Below are 24,814 nucleotides of genomic sequence, written 5' to 3'. Positions count from 1 at the left end.
ACGATGAGGCGCGTGACTCCCGGACTCCGCGACGTAACCAGCGCTGCCCAGGGCCTCGTGGCGCAGGGCGACCTCGCCGGTGCCCAGGACCTGCTGGACGAGGCCCTCAGCACCGCGGATCCCAGCCCGGCGCACGCCTCCCCGGATCTGACCGAGGTCGCCGGCCTGCAGGCGCGGGTGCTTGTCGCGCTCGGCGATCCGCACGCCGCGCGCGGCTGGGCGACCTTCGCCTACTCGGCGGCCACCCGGCTGTACGGGTCGACCGATCCGCGAACGGTGGGCGCCGCCGCGACGCTGGCGGCCGTGCTGCACCGGGTGGGCAGCCACGATCGGGCGGCCCGGCTCTACCGGGACGTGGTCATCGAGCTGACCGCCATCGAGGGTCCGGAGTCGCTGCGGGTATTGGCGGCGCACGCCGACCTGGCCACCGTCGAGTACGCGCTGGGCGAGTGCGACGTGGCCCGGACCCGGTTGACCGACGCGTGGGAACTGCACCGGGAGGTGTACGGCGATGGCCATCCGAGCGGGATCAAGATGCTCGCCCGGCTGGCTGGCATGGAGCGCGACTGTGGCCGTTACGTCGTCGCCCACCAGCATTTCGCGCTGGCCGGGGAGCTGTGCCGGCAGCATCTGCCCCCGGAGGATCCGCTGGCCCGCCAGGTCGACGCGCTGGCCCGGGCGGCGGTGGACCCGGATCACGTATGTTCCGCGGCGTCGTCGGCCGCCACCGACCACCCGACACCGGCCGACCATCCGACCCCGACCCACCACCCGGCCCCGACCGACCTCCCGACGCCGCGGGAACCGTCGGTGCCCGAGCGGGCCGAACCGGCGGACCGGGATGACGCGTACTGGGCCGCGCCGCGGCATCCGATGGCGACCGAGCCCGCGCCGGACGACGCCTATCAGAATGATCCATATCAAGACGATCCGTATCCGTCGTTACGGGAGGATCCTGTCGAACCGGCCGAGCGTTGGTGGCCGCCCGAGGAGGGCGTCCGCTCCGAGCCGGACACCCCCACCACCGCGCCGGCCGTTCATCCGCCGGACGGGCCGGCCTCCGAGGATCCGGACGTCACCCGCCCGTACGTCACCCGGTACGGCACCGGGCCGGACGACGGGCGGTACCGCGCACCAGACACCGCGCCGCGATCCGACCCGGCCCGATCCGACCCGGCGTACGGCCCGGCGCGATCCGACCCGGCGTACGGCCCGCCGCCCTGGTACCGCCCCGCGCAGCCGGACGACGAGTCCGAGGCCGAAGGCGTCTACCCCGTCCGTAACCTGCCGGAACTGCGGCAGGGCAGCCGGTTGCCGGTCCCCGTCTACCATCCGCCGCCCCGGCGGACCAGCCGGACGGTGCCCATCGTGATCATCGGGGTCCTGGTGGTGCTGCTCGGCACGGCGGCGGTGATCGCCGGCTTCAACCTGACGGGTGGTGGCTCGCCCACCGGCAGCACCGGCGTGCCCACCGCGGCGCCGACCGGCGACTCGGCCGCCCCGCCCGCCTCCCCCGCCCCGACGGTCGCCGCGACGAGCGCCGCCCCCGCCTCGCCGGGCACCCCGCCAGGCCCGGTCAAGCTCCGGGACAACTCCGACAGCGTCACTCTGACCTGGACCTATCCGCCCGGGGTGGAAGGGCCGGTGGTCATCGCGGGTGGCCGGCGGGGGCAGCAGCCACAGGCATTCCAGGACCTGCCCGCCGGCAGCAACGCCTTCACCGTGTACGGGCTCAACAAGAACCTGGACTACTGCTTCACGGTCGGGGTGGTCTACTCGGCCGACGTCGTCGGCACCACGAAGCCGGTGTGCACGGACCGTAAACCCAGCCCGGCCCGGTGACTAACGGACGTCGGACGGCGGACCAGTAGCCGGTAGGTCCGCCACCGGCGGATCAACCGCCGGCAGCCGGACCTCGACCCGTACGCCGGGCACAGCGGCGCCGGCACGCGCGTCGGACAGGGTCACCGTCCCGCCGTGCCGGCGGACCAGTTCGGCCACGATCGCCAGCCCCAGACCGGCCCCGCCAGCGTCACGCGCCCGGGCGTCGTCGAGCCGGGTGAACCGGCCGAAGACCCGGTCCCGGTCCGCGGCCGGGATGCCGAGCCCGTCGTCGGTCACCACCACCATCTGGTACGCCCCGGCGGGGCGCACCGTGACCGTCACCTCGGCGTTCGCGTGCCGTACCGCGTTGTCGAGGAGGTTGGCCACGACGCGCCGCAACTCGTCGGGGTCACCGGTGGTCCACGCCGGCTCGGACGGTTCGAACCGCACCGGCGGTGTCGGGTACCGCCGCGTCACCTCGGCGACCAGGTCGGCGAGGTCCACCGGACGCGGGGGGCGGGACAGCCTGCCGGGTTCGTCGCTGCGGGCCAGCAGCAGCAGGTCGTCGACCAGCCGGCCGAGCCGGACGGTGTCGGCCAGCAGGTCGTCGCTCACCCCGGCCCAGTCGGTCCGGTCACCCAGCCGCTGCGCCACCTCGAGCTGGGTACGCATGTTCGCCAGCGGGCTGCGCAGCTCGTGTGCCGCGTCGGCGACGAACGCCCGCTGCCGGACCCGGGCCGACTCGAGCCGGTCCAGCATGCCGTTGAGGGTCACGGCGAGCCGGTGGATCTCGTCGCGCGCCGCCGGCACCGGCAGCTGCCCGGCCCGGCCGCTGCCGGTGATCTCCTCGGCGCTGGCCCGCAACGCCTCCACCGGCCGCAGCGTCGCGCCGACCACCCGCCAGGCGACCACCGTGAGGAGTCCGACAAGCAACGGGAACGCGACCAGCAGGGTGTTGCGCAGCAGCCGGACGCTCTGCGCCACGTCCGCCATCGACTTGGCCACCAGCACGGTCCGTGGGTCTCCGACCGGCCCGGCGGCCACCGCCACCACGCGGACCGGTCCGCGCATGCCGTACCGCTCCCCTGGAACGAAGAGCCGGTCCCGGTCCCCGATCCGGGCCAGTTCGCCGGGATAGAGCATGGGCACCAACCGATCCGCGTCGATCGAAGCGGCCCGGACCCGTCCCTGATCGTCGATGACCTGGACGCGTACCTCGCCGCCGGCGACCGGCAGCGGATCCGGCAGCGCTCCATGGTTGGCGAGCCGGGCCACCGCGTCGGCGGTCTTGAACGCCTCGGTGTCGGCGGTGCGTTGCAGGGCGAAGCCGAGGACGACGACCAGCAGCACGCCACCGGCGGCCAGCCCGACGCTCAGCCCGGTCACGCCGATCGCCAGCAACCGGGCGCGTAGCCCCAGCGCCCGCCGCGGTCTCATCCCACGAGCCGGTAGCCGGCACCACGGATGGTCTGCAGCCGGTCCCGGCCGATCTTGCGACGCAGGTAGCCGATGTAGACCTCCACCGCGTTCGGGGCGGTGTCCACGCTGTCGTCCCAGACGTGGTCGAGCAGTTCGGTCTTGGAGACCACCTGGCCGGCGCGGCGGATCAGGTACTCCAGGACGGCGTACTCGCGGGCGGTCAGGTCCACCGCCGCACCGCCCCGGGTCACCTGCCGGCCGGCCGGGTCGAGACTGAGGTCACCGGCGACCAGCACCGTCGGGCGTCTGGGCGCTCCCCGGCGCAGCAGGGCGCGCAACCGGGCCAGCAGCACCACGTACGAGAAGGGTTTGGTGAGGTAGTCGTCGGCGCCGCAGTCCAGGCCGTCGGCCTGGTCGTACTCGCCGTCCTTGGCCGAGAGCATGAGCACCGGCACCCAGCACTGTCCGGCGCGCAGCCGGCGAACCACCTGGTAACCGGAGAGTCCGGGCAGCATCACGTCGAGGATCACCGCGTCATAGCCGCCGTACCGGGCCAGGTCCATTCCGGTGGACCCGTCGCCGGCCACATCTACGGCGAAACCCTCCGCCTGCAGGCCCCGCTGCAACGCACGGGCGAGGCGTGCCTCGTCCTCGACCACCAGCAACCGCACCACACAAGCGTGCCACCCTGGCTGAGGGAACTCACAGCAGTTCTCAGCGCCGTCACAGCGCCCACCGGGCAGGATGGCGGCAGGAGGTGCGACTCATGTCCATGTTCAGCAACCGGCCGGCCCTGCGCTGGCTGGTCCCGGCGGCCGCCACGGTCGTGGTGCTCGGCGGCGGCGCCGCGGTCGGCACGTTCGCCGCGAACGCCGAACCGGTCCTGCCGCCCCGCAGCGCCGCCCAGCTCCTGGTGGATCTGCAGACCGCGAAGCTGGACGGCCTGTCCGGCACCGTGGTCCAGCGCGCGGATCTCGGTCTGCCGGCGCTCCCCCTCGGTGGCGGTCAGGGCGAGGCCGATCTCGCCACGCTGGCGTCCGGGACGCACACGCTGCGGGTCTGGTACGCCGGGCCGGAGCAACAGCGGGTGGCGTTGCTCGGCACGCTCGGCGAGACGGACGTGATCCACAACGGGCGGGACGTCTGGGTGTGGGCCAGCCAGCGCAACGAGGCGGTGCACCGGGTGCTGCCCGAGGGCGCGGCGGCCGGCCGGACCCCGGCGACCGAGCTGCCGTTCACCCCGCAGCAGGCCGCCGAGCAGGCGTTGGCAGCGGTGGACCCGACCACCGAGGTGACCGTCGGCCGGTCCGCGCACATCGCCGGCCGGGACGCGTACGAGCTGGTGCTCGGACCCCGGGACACGGCGTCGCTTGTCGGGCAGGTCCGGATCGCGATCGACTCGCGGGAACACATCCCACTGCGCTTCGAGATCTTCGCCCGGGGCGCCTCGGAGCCCGCCTTCGAGGTGGCCTTCACCCAGGTGGACTTCAGCCGGCCGGACCCCGCGCAGTTCACCTTCAACCCGCCGCCCGGCACGAAGATCGTTGAGCCGGCGAAGGAGGCGCCGTCGGGCGACGACGCGCAGCCGGGCCGGCCGGGTGAGAAGGCCGGTCCGCCGGAGGGCATGAAGACGGTCGGCACCGGGTGGACCACCGTGTTGGTGGCCCGCGATGGCGCCGGGCCGGCCGGACCGGGGCGACCCGCGCCCGCCGGTGGTGGCGATGAGGCCGCTCGGCTCGAGGGCCTGCTCGGGGGGGTGCCGAAGGTCGACGGCGACTGGGGCAGCGGCCGGCTGCTGTCCGGCAAGCTGTTCAGCGTCCTGCTCACCGACGACGGCCGGCTGCTGGCCGGGCTGGTGACCCCGGAACGGCTGTACGAGGTGGCCCGTACCGAGAAGTAACGCCCGGTCACGGCGGTGGCCCGGACCCGACGCGCGCGTCGGGTCCGGGCCACCGCCGTGACCGGGCCACCGCCGTGTCCAGGCCAGCTTCCGTGTCCGCGCCGATTGCCCTGCCGACGCCAAATGCCGTGGTCGGGTAGCCGTTGTGGTGGTGCCGTGGCAGACGGTGCGCTGACGCGCTATCCTTCGTCGTTCCGGGCACAAGAAACAGCGGCGTGATATCGCCGCTAGGTCTCGAAAGAAGAACACATAGGGGGCCAGTTTGTCAAGTCAGTCTATCGAGATTGACGAGCGTCACGCCACCGAGCTGGCGCGGGAGCGGGCGTACGTCTCGACCCTCTACGACCGGCTGGACGACCTGCGCGAGCAGTCCCGCCAACGCCTCGACCAGGCGCTCCGCGCCACGGGCGGCACCCAGCAGGAACGGTCCCAACGCGACGCCATGGTGGCGATGTACGCCGACCAGATCGACCGGCTCGGCGCGGTGGAGAACGGCCTGTGCTTCGGCCGGATCGACGTGGTCGACGGGCCGCCGCGCTACATCGGCCGAATCGGCATCTTCGACACCGACGGTGACCACGAGCCGTTGCTTATGGACTGGCGGGCGCCCGCCGCCCGGCCCTTCTACCTGGCCACCGCCGCCGCGCCGGACGGAGTACGCCGACGCCGGCACATCCGCACCCGGCTGCGCGAGGTCACCGCCATCGACGACGAGGTGCTCGACCTCGACGCGGCGCGCACCGACGGCCCGTCGGAACTGACCGGGGAGGCGGCTCTGCTCGCCGCGCTCAACGCCAGCCGGACCGGGCGGATGGGCGACATCGTGCAGACCATCCAGGCCGAACAGGACCGGGTTATCCGCGCCGACCTGAGCGGAGTGCTTGTGGTCCAGGGCGGGCCCGGCACCGGCAAGACCGCCGTGGCGCTGCACCGCGCCGCCTACCTGCTCTACACGTACCGGCAGCAGCTCGCCAGCCGCGGCGTGCTGATCGTCGGTCCGAACGCGACGTTCCTTCGCTACATCGCGCACGTCCTGCCGTCGCTGGCCGAGACCGGCGTGCTGCTCGGCACCGTCGGCGACCTCTTCCCCGGGGTCCGGGCGCAGCACCCGGAGTCGCCGGAGACCGCTGAGGTGAAGGGACGGGCCGACATGGTGGAGGTGCTGGCCGCCGCGGTGCGGAACCGGCAGCTGTTGCCCGACGAGCCGATGCCCATACCGGTCGACGAGGACATCACGCTGGAGCTGGACCGGGCGACCGTCGAGGCGGCCCGCGACCGGGCCCGCCGCACCGGCAAGCCGCACAACGAGGCCCGACCGCTGTTCGACATCGAGATCGTGCACGCGCTGGCGGACCAGCTCGCCGACCGGATCGGCCTCGACCCGTACGCCGACGATCCGCTCGGCGGCGACGACGCACCCGGCGATCCGCAGTTGCTGAGCGAGGCCGACCTCGCCGAGGTGCGACGCGAACTGCGGGACAATCCGGCCGTACGGGCGGCGCTGGACCACCTGTGGCCGGTGCTCACCCCGCAGCGGCTGCTTGCCGACCTGTTCGGTTCGGCGGAGGCGATCGCCTCCGCCGCGTCACGGTTCACCGAGGCCGAACGCGGCCTGCTGCTGCGCGCCGAGCCGGACGGCTGGACGCCCGCCGACGCGCCGCTGCTCGACGAGGCGGCCGAACTGCTCGGCGAGGACGACCGGGACCGCGCAGCGGCCGAGGAGCGGGAGCGCCGGCGCAGGATCGAGTACGCCGAGGGAGCCCTGGAGATCGCCAAGGGCTCCGAGTCGTTCGAGTTCGAGGACGAGGCGGAGAGCGAGATCCTCACGGTCACCGACCTGCTGGACGCCGACCGGCTGGCCGAACGGCATGAGTACGCGGAGCGGCTGACCACCGCCCAGCGGGCCGCCCGGGACCGACGGTGGGCGTTCGGACACGTGATCGTGGACGAGGCGCAGGAACTCTCGGCCATGGCGTGGCGGCTGCTGATGCGCCGCTGCCCGAGCCGGTCGATGACCGTGGTCGGTGACGTCGCCCAGACCGGCGCGCTGTCCGGCGCGGCCTCCTGGCGGGACGTCCTCGGGCCGTACGTGGCCGACCGGTGGCGGCTGGCGGAGCTGACCGTCAGCTACCGGACCCCCAGCGAGATCATGGCGCTGGCGGCGAAGGTCCTCGCCGACATCGACCCGACGCTGGAACCGCCCCGGTCGGTCCGGGAGACCGGCGTACCCCCGTGGGAGGTGCTGGTCCCCGACGCCGCGGACCTCTCGGCGCGGCTGGTGGAGCAGGTGGCGGCCGAGGTCGCCGAGGTGGGCGACGGCCGGCTCGGGGTGCTGGTCCCCGCCTCCGGCCTGGACCGGCTGGGTGCCGTGGTGGCGGCGGCCGTGCCGGACGTGGCGGTGGGCGCGGACCCGGACCTGGACCGCCGGGTGGTGGTGCTCAGCGTCGGGCAGGCCAAGGGCCTGGAGTTCGACTCGGTGCTGGTGGTCGACCCGGACCGGATCGTGGCCGAGTCCGCGCGCGGGCTCAGCGACCTGTACGTCGCGCTCACCCGCGCGACCCAGCGACTGGGCATCCTCCGGCTCACCGACCCGGAGCACGCTTAGCCCCCTCCCCCCGGCGCCCCCTCCCCGTCGATCTAGGGCAGATGGTCGTGAATGGAGATCAACTCACGACCATCTGCCCTAGATCAACAGACGGGCAAGCGCGGGCGGGCGAGCGCGGGCGGGCGAGCGCGGGCGGGCACGGCTCAGCGTTCGCTGGCGTTGTCGATCTGGCTGGCCCGGCCGGACTGGTCGCTTGTCGATCCGCTGCTCGGGACGTCCATCCCGCCGGTGGTCGCGTCGCCGGTGGTGGTCGGGGCGACCCGACCACCGGCCCGGTCCGATGTCCGCGGCCTGCGGTGCACGTTGGCCGGGCCCGCCCGTCCGCCGGTTGTGGTGATGGCGCCGTGGCCCCGGGTGGGTCCTCCGTCCCGGAGTACGTCCGGATCCACCCTCGCGTCCGCGGGGTCGTCGATGTCGTGTGCGTGTGCTTCGCGCCGTTCGTCCGCGGCGGGCAGCGTCACCTCGTCCGCCGCATCCGGCCCGTAGTCGGCCGGGTCGAGCTGTCCGCCGATGTCCTGCCCCGACCGTGCCGCGTCGTCTCGCACGTTCCTCACCTCGCTTCGGCTCGCGGTCGTACCGCCAAAAGCGCTGACGTGCCCGCCGCCGGCGCGGATAAACGCCAGGCCAGACCCGATATTCGTTTGCCCGCCGGCCGACCGGGAAACCCACCGGCGCCTGGTCGTGGTCCGCGACGGCCGCGTCCGGGTGGTTCGGGGCGATGCTCCTCGAATCCGACGAACTCATCGAATCCGAGGAGGTAGAGATGAGTACCCAGTCGCAGATGAACAGGGCGACCGCGCGGATGCCGGATACCGAACGGCAGATGCCCGACATGCCCACCCGGCAGATGCCGTCCGCGCATACGCACGACATGCCGGCCGGCCGGGAGACGCGCGACGGACGGATGCCGGCTCGGGGCACCGAGACCAAGCCGTCGGTGTTGTCCTCCGAGTTCTGGGTCTACCTGGCCGCGGTCGGCGGTGTGTTGCTCGCCTCGTACCTGGTCGACACGAGCCCGGCAACGGGTGTGGACCCGTTCCGCGCCAACCAGGCATGGTGGCTGATCACCCTGCTGACGATCGCCTACCTGGGTAGCCGCGGTCTGGCGAAGCTGGCCAGCTCGTGGCGGCACGGCAGCCGTTAGTGGCCGGCGGTCCGTCCCGCGTGGACGGACCATCGGTGCACCAACGGCCAGAACCGCGGCCTCCGGGACATCCCGGAGGCCGCGGTCGTGTAGCCGGTTGGCATAGGGCCAGTGTCGACCTGGGGGCCGGGTCCGCGCCGCCACCCCCGGATCACCTGGGTACGCCCGGCTCACTCCTCGCCGAAGTCGCCGAAGTCCCCGCCGTCGCCGTCGAACGCGTCCTCGATCATTTCGCCGGCCACCATTCCACCGGCCACGCCCAGCAGACCACCGGCGACCATGCCGCCCATTGCCCCCATGCCGCCACCCCGGCCGTGGCCGTGACCGTATCCGTGCTGGGCCGGCGGGTAACCAGGATGGCCACCGAAGCCGTGCCCGCCACGGCTGGAGGCCAACTGGTTGAGCCATCCGTCGAGCTGCTGTGTCCAGTCCACCCGGTCCGTGTCGGCGTGTGGCACCGAGTAGCGCCCGTAGCTGTCGTGGCCAGGCCGGAGGAAACCGCCCCGCTTGTCAGCCTCCAGGACGATGTCCACGCCGGACTCGTTGGTGACGAAGGTCAGCTCGACCTCACGCATCGAATGCGCGTACTGCGGCGCGGCGAAGAACTCGATCTCCTGATAGAACGGCAGGGTCTGCCGCACGTTGGCGATCCGCCCGCGCTCCAGATCGGCGTTCTTGAACTGGAAGCCCAGCCGCGAGAACGCCTCGAGGATCCGTTCGTGGATGGGCAGCGGATGCACCGCGACGTGGTCGAGGTCGCCCTTGTCCACCGCCCGGGCCACCGCCAGCTCGGTGCGCAGGCCCATCGTCATGCCACGCAGTCGCTGGCCGTACACGTCGGTGATTGGCGTTTCCCACGGCACCGGGAACTGGAACGGGATGGCCAGGTCCTGTTCCGCGGCGAGCTGCATCCGCCCGGCGACCGGCAGGCGGTGAAACTCCACCATGGCGTCGTACTCGGTGTCGTGCCCCTCCACCTCCACCCGGGTAACCAGGGAGAGGGTGACGCCGTCGAGGTCGACCGACTGGGAGCCACCCTTGATCCGCACCTGACCGGTCAACGCGAGACCGGGTCGGGTGTTCGGGTTGTCCAGGACGGTGTCGACGCTGGGGCCGCCGACGCCGAAGGCGCTCAACATCTTCTTGAAGACCACGGTGCTCTCCTGGGAAGGGCCCGCTGCCGCGGGCCGGGCTCTGGTCGAGGCGCGATGGTCACGCCCGTGGCGCGCTGGTAACGCGCCGTCCCGGCGGATCCTATCCGGACCGGCTGAGAAATCGCTGAACCGAGCAGCCCGGCGAGCACGGAGATCCGCAGGGAGCTAATCGGTGGCCACCGCCAATCGTTCACGGCGGCCCGTCAGCGCCGGTCGACTGACGTTGACGACGACTGACACAGCGCGACACGGGACTGACGGACAGTGGCGTCCTTGGGTATGGTCGCGGGAAAGGCCGAGATCGATCGGTTCGGAGGAGTCCAGCCATGGAGTCGGTGACCTCGGCATTCGGGCGTGCGGTCGCGGCGCACCGGGAGGCCGTGTCGCACGTCGAGGCCGCGCGGGTCCGACTGCGGGAGGGCGGCGCACCGGCCTTGGCGCCGTCCCCGTCGAGCGCGGAGGCTCGACGCTTGGCCGCCGACATGCGGCGGTTGGCGCCGACGCTGGCACCCGGCTGGCTCGGCTGCCGATGGGACCCCTCCCCCCTCGACCTGCCCACCGGGATCGACGCCGTCCCCACCCGTCCCATGACCATCCGGCTGGGCGACACGACGCCCGTGGCGGGAACCTCCATCGACATCGTGGTCCCCTTCGTCGGCGCCGGGCACCTCGCCATCGACACGGATATCCGGGACGCGGCGGTCGCCGGCTGGCTGCGTGGGATCCTGCTCCGGGTGCTCGCCGCGCTGCCGGAAGACGCCGTTCGGGTGGCCACCGTGGACGGCGCCACGCTGGGTGCGGCCTTCTCCCCCTTCCGGGACATGATGGACGCGGAGGCTTGGCCACGGCCGGCCACCGACCTGCCCGGCTTCCAGCGCGTCCTCGACGAGGCCGAGGACCGGATCGAACGGGCACCGACGGGTCCGATGCACTCGCCAGTGCTGTTGGTCTGCTGTGCGGCACCGCCGGAAGGCGCGGGACGCACAGAATGGTCGCGGTTGGCGGCGATCGCCCACGCGGGTTCGGCGGCGGGTGTCCACCTGCTGCTCGCCGGCTACCCGCCGCCGCAGCCGCCGGGCTGGCCTTCCACACCGAGACTGGACGGTACGACCCAATTGACGGCCGTCAAGGGCGGGCTTTTCACGATCTCGGAGCCACCCGGACCACACCGGTTCAACCCGGATAGTTCCGGCCTGCCGCTCCCCGTCCGGCTGGACGACGGGCCGCCGGACGACCTGGTGGAGTTGATCTGCCGACGGCTGGCGAAGACGGCCCGGGTGCGGGCGTCGACCGACTTCCAAGCGTTAATGCCGACCGAGATCTGGCAGGAGTCATCCATCACCGGACTTCGGACGGTGGTGGGACGGGACGGGCACACCGACTGCGTCCTGGCGTTGGACGACACGACCCCGCACTGGCTGGTGGGTGGTCGGACCGGCTCCGGCAAGACGGTGTTCCTGCTGGACGTGTTGTACGGCCTGGCCTCGCGCTACTCCCCCGACGAGCTGGGTCTGTATCTGCTCGACTTCAAGGAGGGCGTGTCGTTCGCCGAGTTCACCCCGACCGCGGTGGACCCGACGTGGATCCCGCACGCCCGTACGGTCGGCATCGAGTCGGACCGTGAGTACGGCCTGGCGGTGTTGCGGCACCTGGTGCGCGAGATGAGCCGGCGGGCGAGCGAATTGAAGCGGGCCGGGGTGACGAAGCTCGCCGACCTGCGGACCGGCCGCCCGGATGTGGCGATGCCCCGACTGGTGGCGGTGATCGACGAGTTCCACGTGCTGTTCGAGGGCAACGACACGGTGGCCCGGCAGGCGGCGGGCCTGCTGGAGCAGTTGGCGCGCAAGGGCCGTTCGTACGGCGTCCACCTGATCCTGGCGTCGCAGACCGTCGCCGGGGTGGAGGCGCTGTTCACCAAGACCGAATCGATCTTCGGACAGTTTCCGTTGCGGATCGCGCTGGCCGGTGGCGGCGGGATGCTCGACCAGCTAAACGACGCCGCCGACGGTCTGCCGGTCGGCAGCGCGGTGGTCAACGCCGCCGCCGGCATTCCGGGGGCGAACCGGGTCGTCCGTTTCCCGAACGCCGACACCCGGTCGGTCGCCACGCAACGGCATCTGCTGTGGAACGCCCGACCGCCCGGGGATTCGCCGCCGGCGGTGTTCGCCGGTTACGCCGAGCAGCACCCCGACCAGGACCCGACGTTCGTACGGCTGTCCGCGGCCGTACGGCGGCGACGGGCGCTTGTCGGCCGCACGGTCGACGTGGGACTGCCTTCCGCCGGGTTCACCCTGGAAGCCGCCCCGGGCAGCCACGTCGCCATCCTGGGCACCTCGCAGGTCGGGGCCGACATCCTGTACGCGGCCACGGTCGGCTTGGCCCGCCAGCATCAACCCGGCACGGCACGGTTTCTGGTGGCGCCACTGGTCGCCGCCGCCGATGACGCCGCCGACGCGACCATCGAGGCGATCACCGAGGCCGGCCACGAGTGCGACAGCGTCGCCACCGCGCGGCTGCGCCGGCTGCTGACCGACCTGGCTCAGGCGGTCTCCGACGGCCGACCGGACGGACCAACCACCTATCTCGTCGTCTTCGGGGCGGACAGCGCCAGCAGCCTGCTGGCCGCCAGCGACCCGACCACCTACCGATCCGGGCACGACGACCTGCGACAGGTGCTGTCGAACGGACCGACCCATGGCGTCCACCTGCTCGGTTGGTGGCGCACCCTGAGCCGGTTCACCGACGACCTCGGCCCCACCGGTGGCGGGGAGGTCGCCCACCTGGTGGCCCTCAACCTTCCCGGCAACGAGGTGGGTTCGCTGCTCGGCGACTATTCCACCGACTGGCAGTCCCGGCCCAACCGGGCGCTGTTGATCGACCGGCACGACAACCGACGGACGCTGATCGTCCCCTACGTCCGGCCGGGCACCCTTGCCGAAATGGACGACCTGCCATGACAGGACCGCGTTTTCATCCCGTACGCCCCGGTGACGGACCGGCGCCCCGACCGGCCGACTGGGCCGCGTACACCGAGAACGCCCGCCGGCTGGCGGCGTTGCTGCGCGACGAACGGACCCGCGCGGACCAGCAGGCCGCGACCACCCGCGCCGGTCAGGCCGCGGTCGATCAACTCACCCACCGACTCGCGGTGCAGCGGCAGCACCTCCAGCAACTGGCGGGCACCCTGCGGCTACCCGATCCGCACCTCGCCGGGGTCGCGCCGAGCGCGGTGACGGACCCGGCGGAGGCGTTGCGTCGAGCCACGGCCGCCGCCGACGCGGCCGACGCCGCCGCCGAACAGGCACACCGCCGCGCGGCCGAGCCGCCGCTGCTGCCGGGCCTCAGCCCGCTGGCCCGCAACATGCTCGTGTACGCCACCGCCGCGACCCTGGGCACCATCGCGTCGCTGCTGATGTTCGCCGCCAGCCCCGACGCCGACCTCGGCCGCGTTCCCTGGCAGCTCGTGCCCTGGTCGCTGTGTGGACTGCCGGCTCTCGCGTTCTTCGCCGGCTATCTGACGATCACGCTCGCCGGGCAGCCCCGGATAGGCGGCGGTGGCATCCGGTCGACCCGAGCCGGCGGCCTGATCTGCTTTGTCGGCATGCCGATCCTGTGGTTCATGTTCATCGCCGCCACCCGAGGCTGAATCCCCACACATCAAAGCTGGGAAGGGACACCCCCATGGCAACCATCGGAGACATCAAGGCCGGCCTGGCCCACGGCAAGTCCGAGGCCGACACCGCGCTCGCCCAACTCGCCGGGGTGAACGCCCAGGTGGACAAGGCCATCGCCGTGCTTCAGGCGTTGGCCGCCGGCACCCAGCAGCCCGCCGTGATGGGCGCCATCGGCAAGCTCAGCGCCGCCAAGCAGAAGTTCGGCGAGGGTGCCGGCCTGATCCAGGCGGCCATCGCGCAGACGGAGAAGTACAACGCCGTCCTGTGATGCCCGTACGGGCTCACTCCGTCGCCACCACCGAAAAGTGGTAGTCGCCAGGGCCGATCGTCCGGTCCAGGGTCCGCATGACGCGGTCCGGGTCGTCGTACGGGCCCTGTTGGAAGAACGGTTTGCCCTCGCGGCCGAATGTGATCCGCCCGGGTGGCTGCCAGCTGCCGAGGTACGGTGCCGCGAGCCGGAAGTCCGGATGCGGGTCGAAGCCGAGGCCACGGGCGTAATCCACGGCGCCGAACACCACCTCGCGGGCGAGAGAGATCGGGGCGGCGAGCGGTTCGGTGTCGTAGCCGCCGAAGAACTCGTCCAGGTAGAACATCAGGTCTTCCCGATCGACCAGGTTCTCCCGGAGGGCGTTCTTCGCGCCGAGGCAGTAGGTGTCGACCAGGAAGCCGCCCACGGTGATGCCGTTGGTGTCGTTCTCCCGGGCCACGGCGACGCTGGCCAACCCGGCGCCCATCGCGAGCGGCGGAAGTTCGGCGTCGTCGAGCCAGTCGGCGGGCCGATCGGCGATAGTGAGGCCATTGCTCCACTGCCGGGTGATCCAGCACCCGACCAGCGGCAGGTCGGCAGGTTCCGGCCGCTTCGGCTTGGCCACCGGGACGCCGCGTACCAGTGCGGTGGCCCTGGCCCGGGGAACGCCCAGCGCTCGGGCGATCTGCTTGGGTGTGTTGCCGGCGGCCCGCAGTGCGAGGGCCCGCGTTTTCAGGTCGGTGGGATCCACCGCGCCATTCTTGAAACTGGCCGGCACCGGTTCAAGTCACCGGGCCGCGTTCCGGCGGACCGATGGGATTTGTCGTACATCGGCTGAGGTCGTTGCGCCCACCACTGATCGCATGGCAGCGTGACCCGCTGACAACGCCCGCACCCGGAAGGTCCGCCGATGCCCAAGGTCATCGTCCCCGTCGGTCTCAACCTCGGCCCCTCCTACCGGTACGTCACCCCGCCGGATCCGAACCCCGAATACTGGGAGGTGCGGCTCGGCATCGACTCCGAGGAACTGACCGACGAGGAGTTCCAGGTGTGGGGACGCGCCTTCGTCGACCCGGAACGCCACTCCCGGCTGGAGGTCAACCGGGACACCCTGCACCACGACGTCATTGCCGCCGGCACCGGACCCGCGAACCCGGAGCCGGTCATCGACCGGCTGATCGAACGACGCCTGCTCATCGAGTACGACACCGATGGCGACCTGGCCGAACCGTTCCGCCGTATCAAGCTGTTCCCGCTGGCCGAGGGCATGGGCAACACCCCAGAGGAACCCGACCGCCGGCACATCGGCCACAACGGCATCTCCCTGGTCAAGGTCACCGGTGTCATGTACGGCATCTGGGCGTTCTCATCCACGGAGGGCTCCTTGTGGGACGCCTGCACTGGGCTCGACGAGGACAACCAGCGAGATATCCAAGCCGGCGAGGATCTGGAACGTCTGACTGCTTCCCAGGCGGCGAGCCAGGCAGCAGTCACCATCCCAATGTTGATAGCGTCGGGATGCGCCTTCCTGGATCCGGTGCAGTAGCCGATGGGGTGGAGGTCCAAGTCCCATAAGCGCCACACTCCAGATGAGCGAGCATCGGATGTTCGCGGGAAAGCCATCGGCGCGTTGACCGCGACGGTGGGGTGCGCTGCGGGACACGGCGATCGAGTCGGCGCGGGATGGGATCAAGAACGTCAGCGAGAAGGTAGGCAAGGCATCCGGAGCCGGCATCGCAGTGGCCGCGACCGCTGCCGCCGAGGCCGTCGGCTACCGAGCCTCGCCGCTGATCGCGGTCGGCGCCGCCTATGCGGGCATGAAGATGGGTGGGCTCGTCGGCCGGGCCATGAATGCCGGACTCGACCGGGTCACCGGCGGCAGGGGGGCGAGCCCGGTCGGCGCCGTCTTGGCCAACCTCTCCGCCGTCCTTCAGACCCTGGAACAGACCCGGCGAGGTGTCGCCGAGGTCATCGACTCGGTGAACAAGGCGCAGGCGCATTTCCAGAAGGCCAGCGCTGGCAGCGGCAACAACCTGCTCAACAGCGCCGTCCGATCATGCCGCCAGGCACCCGTACGCCTCGAAGATGGCGTCGACGAGATCAAGCAGGCACAGGACCTCGTCGGCCAGCAACTCGTCACGGTGGCGAAGGCCGGCGGATGAGCGAACCGGCGCATGGCCAGGCGCCACCAGCCCAGCCGGTAGATCGACGTATGAGGCGATAGCCGACCCGAGGTGATCAACACAACATCGGGGATGTTGGGGTGTCCGTCGAGGGTGGACGCCCCAACATCCCCGATACTGTGATGATCAAGGCCGATATCGCCCCGGTGCCCGGACGACTCGGGTCACGACATCGGCCGGGGCTCCACGTCGCGTCATCATGCGGTGAAGTCGAACTCGCCGTCCTTGACGCCGCCGACGAAGGCGTCCCACTCGGCACGGGTGTAGACGATGGTCGCCGCGTCGGGGGCCTTGCTGTGCCGGACGGCCACCCGTCCCGACCCGTCGAGCACCGGCCCGGCCTCCACACAGCTCCCACCGTTGCTGTTGCTCCTCGTGCTGATGTGCCAGGCCACGGGTGGCATGTTCTCGGTCATCACAACTCCTCCGCAATGGTCATGATCAGCTTCGCCGACTCGCTCTCATCAAGCGCCATCGCCACGAGTCGATCGTACGCGTCCGCATACCGTTTCGACTTCGGTGACTCCATGAAGAGGCGGCCGCTGAGGGTCTCCGCGTAGGCCACCTCTGGATAGGGCTTCGGCATTCGAAACAGGACAAAGGACCCGTCAAGCCCGGGGTGTAGGCCGACGCTCATTGGCAGGATCCGGACCTTGATGGTGGGACGCCGCAGCAGCTCCCCGAGGTGGGCGAGTTGGTCCCGCATCAACGCCGCGTCCCCGATCGGGCGCCGTAGGACACTTTCATCGATGACCGCCGAGATCCGGACCGGCGGTTCGCGGTCCAGGATCCGCTGGCGGTCCATCCGCAGTTGCAGCCACTTGCCCACCGAGAAGTCCGTGGCCTTCGCCCCCTCGGCGTTACGAATCACCGCCTCGGCATAATGCGGTGTCTGCATGAGGCCCGGCATCAGCATGGCGTCGAAGGAGCAGATGTGCACCGCCCTGGATTCCAGCCAAGGAAAGTCGATAAAGGAGGCATCCACCAACTCGTCATAGTCGTCGTCCCATCTGTCGGTGCGCCAGGCGTCCTCGGCCAACTGGATCAGTCGTGCCCGCTCCCGCTGGCCGTGCTCGCCATAGAGGTCGAGCAGAGAGACCACCACGCCTCGACGGAACGGCCACTCGGCCCGCTCGTACCGGGCCACCGACGAGAAGTCACGCTCCAGAAACTCGGCCGCCTGCTTGAGCGTGTAGCCACGCTGCTCCCGCAGCTCACGCATCTGCTGACCAAGCCACTGAGCCCGTAGTGTCTGCACGAACGACTCTTTCCTGACCGGCATTCCTCACCTCTCTGGCACAGATTCTCGTAACGATGTCGTTTGGTGTTCTTGCACCAAAAGCGACGCCACTGGAAATGTGGCTGTCGGGTGAAAGGTGATCACCGGCCCCCGGGGACACCCGGTGCAAACACGATGACCGCGGCTGTGCCAACAGCCGAGAAGGTGTCGAGAGCGGGCTTCGCGTGTGGCAGACGCATACCGGCACTCGGCGGGTCTCAACTAGAGCGTCGGGATGGGCATTCATCCCGGCTCCGAACCGACTTGACGACATATCTATCACGACCAGGCCGCGACACGCGACCCCGACATACACAGAAATCCGAAACCATTTGCTGCCCGGCCGCCGTACCCGCCGAAGAAGGCTGCGGTCGCCGGTGCGGGCGGTCCGCGCGGTGCCGGCGCCGCGCGGACCACCATCCACGTTCGACAGGACAGCGAGGTACGCGATGAGCTTTCGCGGCACGGTCTACGGCGCCGACGCGCCGCCTCGGCTGCATCCCCGACACGTCCGGAACCGCCAGTTCCGGGTGACATTCATCGGGCGGCGCGGCCTCGACCCGCGGGAGGTTCGGCAGTTTCTGCGGAGGGTCGCGTACGAGCTGGCGGCGCTCAACCAGGAACTGGGCCGGGTGGTCGAGGAGAACGCACGGCTCAAGCGGGCCCTACGCGACCGGCAACGGCCTAACGACCGGTGGAACCGGCTATGACACCCGACGACGTACCACCACAACCAGAGGAGGACACGATGGCGACGATCGGCGACATCAGGACGGGCCTGGCGACCGCGACATCCGAGGCGGAGCGGGCACTCATGCAGCTCAGCGCCGCCGCGATCCTGGTCGACAAGGCCATTGCGACGCTGGAGGCGCTGTCGGCTGGCACCCGGCAGCCGGCCTGCCGGGGCGCCATCGGCAAGCTGACCGGCGCCCGGAACCGGTTCGACCAGGGTGCCGAGCGGGTCAAGGCCGCAATCGACCAGCTCCGGAGGTACGACGCCGCGCTCTGACGGTGCCGCGCGAACTGCCCATGGCGGCCAGTCAGCGCCGCCCCCGGCGGCCGTAGAAGCCGCTCATCAGCGCGACCCCGACAGCCGCGAAGGCGACCTGGAAGATGAACTCGATCCAGTCGAAGCCTTCCGTGTCGCCGACACCGACGGCGTACGCGAACAGGCTGCCCAGCAGCGCGGCCACGATGCCGATCGCGATGGTGAGCCAGATCGGCAGGTTCTGCCGGCCGGGGACCAGGAGCCGGCCCAGCGCGCCGATGAGCAGGCCGACGAGAATGGCCACGATGATGCCGGTGATGGTCACGGTCAACTCCCTCCGACCCCACATGGGTCTCCATGGATAACGACCCAGGCCCCGGTGGGGCCGCGCATTACCGTAAATCGGATGCGACGTGGACCGGGGCCGGCAGACTCGCCGATGCCTCCTGTTGATGATCTCGCCGATGCCCGGCACCGCCGCATGCGATGGAACTCCCCGCTCTCCGAGGACCACGCCGCCCTGCTGCTCGACCGGCTCGCCATCCCGGCCGCCGCCCCGCGTTCTGCATCTCAGCACCACCGACCAGCGGGAGTGGGACGACTTCGAGTCGACGTGGCTGGCGGGCCGGGAGGAGGGGTTGGCCGCGCACCCCGACCATCCCGACGCGGTCCAGCTCCGCGCCGACCTCGACGCCCGGTTGCGGCGGTACGTCGGGGGGTACCGCGGCGTGCTCGGCCTCGCCTCTCCCGTGCTCGCCCGATGACCTTCGCAGCAGGCTGAGGCGTGGGGCGCCCGCCGAGACGACCGACGCAGCGTCGCTATCAGGCGGTGGGCGCGTCCCAGAATACGTAGACCGCGCCATACGGGACCCGCACCGTCTCGCCCGGGACGCAGCTGCCCGTCGGCGCCAATCCGCCCGAGGTGAACAGCCGGCTGATGTAGTCGGCGCGGGACAGGATGCCGGCGCCGGAACGCGCGGCCACTTCGAGCAGCAGTTCCGGGATGGCGCCCGGTCGGGGCGAGGAGGCGACCCTGGTCGCGGTCACCAGTGACCCGTCCCGCCGGGACTGCCAGCTCGGTCCCGCGAAGTGGTGGATCCAGCCGCCGGTGCCGACGAGTTCCGCCTCCGGCACGGAGGCGTCCGTGAAGGCGCCGGTGTCGGCGCCGCCGGGGACCACGCAGGTGTAGTCCTGGGTACCGCGGCTGACCAGGTACGCGCCGATCGGCCGGGACCCGGCCGGGGGCTTGACGGCGTCCGGGAGGAGCTGGGTGACGGCCACCCCTGTCGTCTCGGTTGTCGCGGTCAACGCGGTCAACGGGGTCGTCGCGGTCGTCGCGGAAGCCGGTTGCGGCGCGGGTTCCGCCTTCGCGGACGCCGTCGCGGGATGGGCACCCGCGGCGACGGCGCCGACGCAGGCCGCCAGGCCGGCCACCATGAGCGTACGAATGCGAATGGACCTCGGCATGTTTGCCTCCTCATGGCTGGCCACTCGATGGGCTGTCCCCGCCAAAGTCCAATACGGAGCGTCTCGACGCGCGGCCCAGGCTTCCCGTCGACCGGCAATCGCACCATCTGAAACGATCATGTGATCGACTCGAACCGTCCCGCTGATCGACTCGACGTCGGCGATCCAGGGGTGTCGGACCGTCGCCCACCCCGCTACTTCGCCGACATCGAGTCGACCTTGGGACGTGCACCGGCGCAAACCAGAAGTGGGGCCCGGCGGTAGGCGGGTCCTACGCCTGGGCCCACCCCCAATCGGCGGTCCAGCCGTAGTGATCCCACCGACTCCGCGATGATCGACTCAACGGCATGTCGCTTCGCGTACGGGGAATCGTCGTCTTCTTGCTCATCGCGTTCGGCGGAACGTGGCCGTACCTGTTCTTCGCCCGGTTGGTGATGGACTGGTCGCTGGTGAATCCGCTTGTGCAACTTCCGGTGGCGGTCATGCCCGCAGTCGGCGCCGTGGTGGCGCGGCGGTGGGTGACCCGGGAGGGGTTCGCCGGTGCCGGTCTGCGGTTGCGGCTCCGCGCGGCGTGGCGGCACTGGCTGCTCGCCTGGGTCGCGCCGCTCGCCGTCACACTCCTCGCCCTGGGCTGCGCCGCCGCCGTCGGGTGGTGGCGGCCGGATCTGTCGCCGGCGGGCGGGGCGGGCGGCATCGTGCTGCTGCTGATCCTGCAACTGGTGTTGACGCCGATCTACTTCGGCGAGGAGTTCGGCTGGACCAGCTTCCTCTGGCCCCGCCTGGTGCCGGGCCGACCCCGGACGTCGATGGTCGCGACCGGGTTCATCTGGGCGGTGTGGCACTACCCGCTCGCCTACCTCGGCTATGTCGAGTTCGCCGACCACTCCGTCAGCATGGTTCTGTGGACACTGACGTTCATGCTGTTCCAGGTGATGTTGTGCTGGTTCTACGCCCGGACCGGTTCGGTGTGGGTCACCAGCCTGGCTCACGCCGGCAACAACATGGTGATGGGGCTGCTCACCGAGCAGCTGTTCACCGGGACGGGCCAGCTCACGGTCGTCCAGAACATGATCTGCACCAATGTGGCGCTGGCCCTGGTCTGTGTACCGTTGCTGCGGTCCGCCGCCTTCCGCCCCGGTGCCAGCGCCAGCATCGGCGCCGGCGCCGGCACCGATCGTCGTGCGGTAAGCGCCACCCACGGCCCGCCCGGGTAGCCAGGCGTACGCAGGCAGAACGCTGTCATCGAATGGCCCATCGGCGTCGCCTGGAAGCGGCCCCATTGGGTGGCGGCACATTAGGGCAATCATCGCCGCCGGGTTTCATCACGTCAGCGAGCGACCGGATATGGGGATTGTTCTCCCAGGACCACCCGATTATGATCTTGACGCTTGGCTCGGCGGGCACACTCAACCACTATCCGGGCGGATCACGGGGAGCCCAGATGATCTCGATGCTTGCTCTCGTAACACTTCCTTCGGTTCTTGTGCTGCTCGTCGGCTTGGCTCTTGTGCTGGCGCGGCGGCGACGGCTCCGTTCGCTGACCTGGCTGGTGGCGGGCGCTTTGGTGATGTTGCTGGTGGCACAGGTAGGAAGTACCGCGTACCTCGGCTACCTGTTTCACATGGCGTTTTCCATGGACACGGATGGCCTGATAGCGCTCAGCGCATGGGGCGACGCGATCGGAACCACCGTCCAGAGGTTGGACATCGCCGGGTTGTTACTCCTGGTCATCGCCGTTTTCATGGGCCGTCGGCCGGTGAGCGCCGATCGCGCCGATGCGGAATCCGACCTGCCCAGCGTCGGTGACTCGCTGAGTGGAGGCACCCGATGATCGACCTCTGGTCCGTGCCGTATCCCGTCACCATCATCGGCGGCCTGGTCGTCGCGATCCTGCGGCGTCGCCAACTGGGAGCTGCGGCCGGAGCGGCCATCAGCGGCCTGACGGTTCTCGTGGTCGACTACGCCGCAGCACTGTGGTTCTCGGACATCGTGGAGGACGGGCTAACAACGGCAGGAGCGGCGGTCGACGATGGACGTATGCCCGGGATCACCGACATCCCGCTCGATCTGGTCGCGCTCGGTCTGATGGGAGCAATCATCAACGCGGCCGGGATGGGACTGCTGATCGTCGCCGCCGTGCGGGGCCGGACGATGACGACCGCGACCACGAGCGCCGAGACAGACGGCCCCCGATAGCCGGGGCACTGGCCCGGCCGTACCCAGGGGACATGACCCACGGCGACGCCCAACGGTCGTTAACGGCGGTGGTCGGGCATCCGGCGGAATGCCCGACCACCGTACGCGTCAGCTCGCCGTGCAGTTCGTCGTCGGCGCGCTGCCGGGGTTGCCGGCGCCGATGAAACCGAACGTGGTGCTGGCGCCCGCGCCGAGGCTGCCGTTGTACGACACGTTGCGCGCGGTCACCGCCGAACCGGACACGGTAAGTGTCGCGTTCCAGGACTGGGTGATCTGCTGCCCACCGGTGAGGGTCCAGCCGACGGTCCAGCCCCGGATCGCCGCGCTGCCGGCCGTGACGGTCACCTCGCCCTGGAAGCCACCGGGCCAGGAGTTCGTCACCCGGTACGCCGCGGTGCAGCCGGTCGGCCCGGGAGGCGGGTCGGTGGGGTCGGTGGGCGGCGGATCGGTGGGCGGGTCGGTCGGCGGGGTGCCGAAGACGGTCGCCTCCCGCGCGGTCTGCCGGATCCCGTTGGCGCCGTTGAAGATCCGCTGACCCCAGGAGGTCAGTTGGTTCTTGTCGAACCCGGTGACCATGTCGAGGTACTCGACGCCGCCGCCGTTGCCGCTCCACGACCAGCCCAGGTAACCGATGTTGTTGGCCTGCGCGTACGACAGGATGGTGTCCTCGTCGGGGTTGCCGTCCGAGTGGTTGTGGCCGAACTCGCCGACCACGATGGGCAGCTTGGCCGACCGGAACCGGCCCAGGTAGTCGCTGATCTCGGCGGCCGTGTCGTACACCCCGTACATGTGGATGGAGAACACGGTGTTGCGGTCCGGGTCGCTGGTGAAGACCGAGGCCGCGTTGTCCCGCATGGTGTTCGACCAGTCCTGGCCCCAGTTGGGCGCGTCGACCATGATGGTGTGGTCGAAGCCGGCGGCCCGCAGCCGGGAGATGGCCCGGGTGGTGTCCGCGGCCCACGAGCCGTAGTTCTGGTTGCCGTACGGCTCGTTGCCGATGTTGATGATGACGTAGCGTTCCTGGCCGGCGAGGGCGCTGGCGATGCTGGTCCAGTAGTCGACCGCGCGGTCGAGGGTGATGGCGCCGCTCTGCTCGCCGTACCCGGTGGTGTCGTGCACCTCCAGCACGCAGATGAGCCGGTTGTTCTTGCACAGGTTGATCACGTTTGTGACGTCGGCGGCGTCGTTGCGGGTCCATCGGTCGCCGCTGCTGAGCACGACGCGTACCGCGTTGGCGCCGAGCGACTTGATGTCCGCGAACGATCCGGTCTGTTGGGGATACCAGGTGTGCGCGTGGTTGACCCCGCGCATGACGAAGGGGGTGCCGTTGGCGTCCAGCAGGACGCCGTCGCGGACCGTGAAGCCGGCCGCGGCGTTGGCGGGCTGGACCGCGACGAACACCGCGGCGAGCAGGGCGAGCAGGCCCGCGACCGCGGTGGCTAGGAGCCGGGTGCGCATGGAACCTCACCTCAATGGATGGGGGACGGGGGATTAACAGCAACTTAACCGGTTAAGTCATCGAAGTTTAACGATAGCCGAAATGGGCGGTCAAGAGGCCACCCGTCCAGGTCTGCGATTCGGACCGGCGACCGGGGGTACCCCGTCCCCGGAGGACGTCGAGAGAGGAGCCACCCGTGGTCGCTGTGGGATACACGTTGATGACCGAGCAGGCCGGGCCCAAGCAGCTTGTCGACTACGCCCAGCGCGCCGAGAACGCCGGCTTCGACCTGGCGGTGATGTCCGACCACTACTACCCCTGGCTCAAGTCCCAGGGCCACTCGCCGTACGCCTGGTCGGTGCTCGGAGCCGTCGCGCACGCCACCTCACGGATGCGCCTGATGACCATGGTGACCTGCCCGACCCGCCGGTACCACCCCGCCGTGGTCGCGCAGAAGGCGGCCACCCTGGGGCTGCTCTCCGACGGCCGGTTCACCCTCGGGCTGGGCGCCGGCGAGAACCTCAACGAACACGTGGTCGGCGCGTGGCCCCACGTGCAGCAGCGGCACGAGATGTTCGAGGAGGCGCTACAGATCATCCGCCCGTTGCTCGACGGCGAGACGCTCACCTACAGCGGCGACCACTACGAGGTGCCCGAGGCGTACCTCTGGGACCGGCCCGAAACGCCGGTGCCGCTCGCCGTCGCGGTCTCCGGGCCGTCATCGGTCGATCTCGCCAGCGAGTACGCCGACGCGATGATCGCCACCGAGCCGCTGGCGAACCTCGTCGACTCGTACGACCGGGCCGGCGGCGCCGGGAAGCCACGCTACGGCCAGGTCGCCATCTGCTACGGCCCGGACGAGGACGAGTGCCGCAAGATCGCACACGACCAGTTCCGCTGGTTCGGACTCGGCTGGAAGGTCAACGCCGACCTGCCGGCGCCGGCCTCGTTCGAGGCCGCCACCGCGTACGTCCGCGAGGACGACGTCGCGCAGAACATCTCCTGCGGCCCGGACACCGAGGCGCACGTCGCCGCCTTCAAGAAGTACGTCGACGCGGGGTTCACCGACGTGGCGATCGTGCAGATCGGTGGCGACCACCAGCCGCGGTTCCTCGACTGGGCCCGCGACGAACTGCTCCCCCGGCTGCGGGAGCTGTGAGACTCATGCGCTTCGGAAACGTGGAGGTCCGGCCGCTGGGCGGCGGACTGGGCTGCCTGCTGATGATCCTGTTCTCGGTGGTCGGCTCGATCCTGCTGACCGTGCTGCTCAACGTCGCGCTGCGCTGAGCGTCGGCG

27 protein-coding genes are annotated in these 24,814 nt (G+C 70.6%); 17 read left to right on the top strand and 10 right to left on the bottom strand.

What is annotated here, in order from left to right:
* Positions 1-12: 12 nt before the first annotated feature.
* A complete protein-coding gene (locus ACFQUZ_RS05895; protein WP_377438559.1) occupies positions 13-1,842 on the top strand; it encodes a tetratricopeptide repeat protein in 1,830 nt (609 codons plus the stop codon).
* Here the strand turns inward: ACFQUZ_RS05895 and ACFQUZ_RS05890 are convergent, their stop codons facing one another.
* Together ACFQUZ_RS05890 and ACFQUZ_RS05885 are read right to left on the bottom strand one after the other, a co-directional pair.
* Positions 1,843-3,222 (bottom strand): sensor histidine kinase, encoded by a 1,380-nt coding sequence (locus ACFQUZ_RS05890; RefSeq protein WP_377438850.1) that lies wholly within the window; start codon positions 3,220-3,222, stop codon positions 1,843-1,845.
* A 35-nt stretch (positions 3,223-3,257) separates the two neighbouring features.
* On the bottom strand, positions 3,258-3,914 hold the full coding sequence (locus tag ACFQUZ_RS05885) for a response regulator transcription factor (RefSeq protein WP_377438556.1): 657 nt from the start codon (positions 3,912-3,914) through the stop codon (positions 3,258-3,260).
* 95 nt (positions 3,915-4,009) lie between these two features.
* Between ACFQUZ_RS05885 and ACFQUZ_RS05880 the strand changes: the two genes are divergently transcribed.
* Entirely contained in the window at positions 4,010-5,143 is a 1,134-nt protein-coding gene (locus tag ACFQUZ_RS05880) for an outer membrane lipoprotein carrier protein LolA (protein WP_377438553.1), read from the top strand.
* A gap of 262 nt (positions 5,144-5,405) precedes the next feature.
* A complete protein-coding gene (locus ACFQUZ_RS05875; RefSeq protein ID WP_377438551.1) occupies positions 5,406-7,748 on the top strand; it encodes a HelD family protein in 2,343 nt (780 codons plus the stop codon).
* A 143-nt stretch (positions 7,749-7,891) separates the two neighbouring features.
* On the opposite strand, the gene ACFQUZ_RS05870 is transcribed toward ACFQUZ_RS05875, so the two are convergent.
* The gene (locus ACFQUZ_RS05870) at positions 7,892-8,302 is read right to left on the bottom strand and encodes a hypothetical protein (RefSeq protein ID WP_377438549.1); all 411 of its coding nucleotides are present in this window, start codon (positions 8,300-8,302) and stop codon (positions 7,892-7,894) included.
* Between the two features lie 209 nt (positions 8,303-8,511).
* Here ACFQUZ_RS05870 and ACFQUZ_RS05865 point away from each other — a divergent pair, with 209 nt between their 5' ends.
* Positions 8,512-8,892 (top strand): hypothetical protein, encoded by a 381-nt coding sequence (locus ACFQUZ_RS05865; RefSeq protein ID WP_377438547.1) that lies wholly within the window; start codon positions 8,512-8,514, stop codon positions 8,890-8,892.
* Between the two features lie 170 nt (positions 8,893-9,062).
* Here the strand turns inward: ACFQUZ_RS05865 and ACFQUZ_RS05860 are convergent, their stop codons facing one another.
* Entirely contained in the window at positions 9,063-10,046 is a 984-nt protein-coding gene (locus tag ACFQUZ_RS05860) for a sporulation protein (RefSeq protein ID WP_377438545.1), read from the bottom strand.
* Positions 10,047-10,528: 482 nt separating this feature from the next.
* On the opposite strand from ACFQUZ_RS05860, the gene ACFQUZ_RS05855 reads away from it, so the two are divergent.
* The 3 genes from ACFQUZ_RS05855 to ACFQUZ_RS05845 are packed head-to-tail and all read left to right on the top strand — an operon-like array spanning position 10,529 to position 13,988.
* Positions 10,529-13,003 carry an FtsK/SpoIIIE domain-containing protein gene (locus tag ACFQUZ_RS05855; RefSeq protein WP_377438848.1) on the top strand — a complete coding sequence of 825 codons (2,475 nt, stop codon included), beginning with the start codon at positions 10,529-10,531 and terminating at the stop codon, positions 13,001-13,003.
* Positions 13,000-13,692, top strand: a complete 693-nt coding sequence (locus ACFQUZ_RS05850; RefSeq protein WP_377438543.1) for a hypothetical protein — start codon at positions 13,000-13,002, stop codon at positions 13,690-13,692. The genes ACFQUZ_RS05855 and ACFQUZ_RS05850 overlap by 4 nt, the downstream gene beginning before the upstream one ends.
* A gap of 35 nt (positions 13,693-13,727) precedes the next feature.
* Complete coding sequence (locus ACFQUZ_RS05845) at positions 13,728-13,988, top strand: hypothetical protein (RefSeq protein ID WP_377438540.1); 261 nt, start codon at positions 13,728-13,730, stop codon at positions 13,986-13,988.
* Positions 13,989-14,001: 13 nt separating this feature from the next.
* On the opposite strand, the gene ACFQUZ_RS05840 is transcribed toward ACFQUZ_RS05845, so the two are convergent.
* On the bottom strand, positions 14,002-14,718 hold the full coding sequence (locus ACFQUZ_RS05840; RefSeq protein WP_377438538.1) for a hypothetical protein: 717 nt from the start codon (positions 14,716-14,718) through the stop codon (positions 14,002-14,004).
* Positions 14,719-14,877: 159 nt separating this feature from the next.
* On the opposite strand from ACFQUZ_RS05840, the gene ACFQUZ_RS05835 reads away from it, so the two are divergent.
* Together ACFQUZ_RS05835 and ACFQUZ_RS05830 are read left to right on the top strand one after the other, a co-directional pair.
* Complete coding sequence (locus tag ACFQUZ_RS05835) at positions 14,878-15,513, top strand: hypothetical protein (RefSeq protein WP_377438536.1); 636 nt, start codon at positions 14,878-14,880, stop codon at positions 15,511-15,513.
* 187 nt (positions 15,514-15,700) lie between these two features.
* Positions 15,701-16,129, top strand: coding sequence for a hypothetical protein (locus tag ACFQUZ_RS05830; RefSeq protein ID WP_377438846.1), 429 nt, complete (start codon positions 15,701-15,703; stop codon positions 16,127-16,129).
* Between the two features lie 218 nt (positions 16,130-16,347).
* On the opposite strand, the gene ACFQUZ_RS05825 is transcribed toward ACFQUZ_RS05830, so the two are convergent.
* A complete protein-coding gene (locus ACFQUZ_RS05825) occupies positions 16,348-16,566 on the bottom strand; it encodes a DUF397 domain-containing protein (RefSeq protein WP_377438533.1) in 219 nt (72 codons plus the stop codon).
* On the bottom strand, positions 16,566-17,432 hold the full coding sequence (locus tag ACFQUZ_RS05820; protein ID WP_377438530.1) for a helix-turn-helix domain-containing protein: 867 nt from the start codon (positions 17,430-17,432) through the stop codon (positions 16,566-16,568). The genes ACFQUZ_RS05825 and ACFQUZ_RS05820 overlap by 1 nt, the downstream gene beginning before the upstream one ends.
* 446 nt (positions 17,433-17,878) lie before the next feature.
* Between ACFQUZ_RS05820 and ACFQUZ_RS05815 the strand changes: the two genes are divergently transcribed.
* Entirely contained in the window at positions 17,879-18,139 is a 261-nt protein-coding gene (locus ACFQUZ_RS05815) for a DivIVA domain-containing protein (RefSeq protein WP_377438528.1), read from the top strand.
* Positions 18,140-18,177: 38 nt separating this feature from the next.
* Positions 18,178-18,438 carry a hypothetical protein gene (locus ACFQUZ_RS05810; protein WP_377438526.1) on the top strand — a complete coding sequence of 87 codons (261 nt, stop codon included), beginning with the start codon at positions 18,178-18,180 and terminating at the stop codon, positions 18,436-18,438.
* A gap of 31 nt (positions 18,439-18,469) precedes the next feature.
* On the opposite strand, the gene ACFQUZ_RS05805 is transcribed toward ACFQUZ_RS05810, so the two are convergent.
* Positions 18,470-18,742 carry a GlsB/YeaQ/YmgE family stress response membrane protein gene (locus tag ACFQUZ_RS05805; RefSeq protein WP_377438524.1) on the bottom strand — a complete coding sequence of 91 codons (273 nt, stop codon included), beginning with the start codon at positions 18,740-18,742 and terminating at the stop codon, positions 18,470-18,472.
* Between the two features lie 139 nt (positions 18,743-18,881).
* Here ACFQUZ_RS05805 and ACFQUZ_RS05800 point away from each other — a divergent pair, with 139 nt between their 5' ends.
* Positions 18,882-19,181: a hypothetical protein gene (locus ACFQUZ_RS05800; RefSeq protein WP_377438522.1), complete on the top strand. Its 300-nt coding sequence runs from the start codon at positions 18,882-18,884 to the stop codon at positions 19,179-19,181.
* Positions 19,182-19,239: 58 nt separating this feature from the next.
* Here the strand turns inward: ACFQUZ_RS05800 and ACFQUZ_RS05795 are convergent, their stop codons facing one another.
* Positions 19,240-19,884, bottom strand: coding sequence for a DUF3455 domain-containing protein (locus ACFQUZ_RS05795; RefSeq protein WP_377438519.1), 645 nt, complete (start codon positions 19,882-19,884; stop codon positions 19,240-19,242).
* Positions 19,885-20,231: 347 nt separating this feature from the next.
* Between ACFQUZ_RS05795 and ACFQUZ_RS05790 the strand changes: the two genes are divergently transcribed.
* From ACFQUZ_RS05790 to ACFQUZ_RS05780, 3 genes are all read left to right on the top strand, one after another.
* Positions 20,232-21,098: a CPBP family intramembrane glutamic endopeptidase gene (locus ACFQUZ_RS05790; protein ID WP_377438517.1), complete on the top strand. Its 867-nt coding sequence runs from the start codon at positions 20,232-20,234 to the stop codon at positions 21,096-21,098.
* 227 nt (positions 21,099-21,325) lie between these two features.
* Positions 21,326-21,715 carry a hypothetical protein gene (locus ACFQUZ_RS05785; RefSeq protein ID WP_377438516.1) on the top strand — a complete coding sequence of 130 codons (390 nt, stop codon included), beginning with the start codon at positions 21,326-21,328 and terminating at the stop codon, positions 21,713-21,715.
* Positions 21,712-22,080 carry a hypothetical protein gene (locus ACFQUZ_RS05780; RefSeq protein ID WP_377438515.1) on the top strand — a complete coding sequence of 123 codons (369 nt, stop codon included), beginning with the start codon at positions 21,712-21,714 and terminating at the stop codon, positions 22,078-22,080. The genes ACFQUZ_RS05785 and ACFQUZ_RS05780 overlap by 4 nt, the downstream gene beginning before the upstream one ends.
* A gap of 108 nt (positions 22,081-22,188) precedes the next feature.
* Here the strand turns inward: ACFQUZ_RS05780 and ACFQUZ_RS05775 are convergent, their stop codons facing one another.
* A complete protein-coding gene (locus tag ACFQUZ_RS05775) occupies positions 22,189-23,538 on the bottom strand; it encodes a cellulase family glycosylhydrolase (protein ID WP_377438513.1) in 1,350 nt (449 codons plus the stop codon).
* Between the two features lie 176 nt (positions 23,539-23,714).
* On the opposite strand from ACFQUZ_RS05775, the gene ACFQUZ_RS05770 reads away from it, so the two are divergent.
* Together ACFQUZ_RS05770 and ACFQUZ_RS05765 are read left to right on the top strand one after the other, a co-directional pair.
* Positions 23,715-24,677 (top strand): TIGR03557 family F420-dependent LLM class oxidoreductase, encoded by a 963-nt coding sequence (locus ACFQUZ_RS05770; protein ID WP_377438512.1) that lies wholly within the window; start codon positions 23,715-23,717, stop codon positions 24,675-24,677.
* Between the two features lie 5 nt (positions 24,678-24,682).
* On the top strand, positions 24,683-24,805 hold the full coding sequence (locus ACFQUZ_RS05765; protein ID WP_377438510.1) for a hypothetical protein: 123 nt from the start codon (positions 24,683-24,685) through the stop codon (positions 24,803-24,805).
* Positions 24,806-24,814 lie beyond the last annotated feature (9 nt).

Source organism: Plantactinospora sp. GCM10030261, from assembly GCF_042666615.1.
Classification (GTDB): domain Bacteria; phylum Actinomycetota; class Actinomycetes; order Mycobacteriales; family Micromonosporaceae; genus KBS50.
The sequence above is the reverse complement of the archived record's forward strand: the minus strand, read 5'-3'. Positions and strand labels throughout refer to the sequence as shown.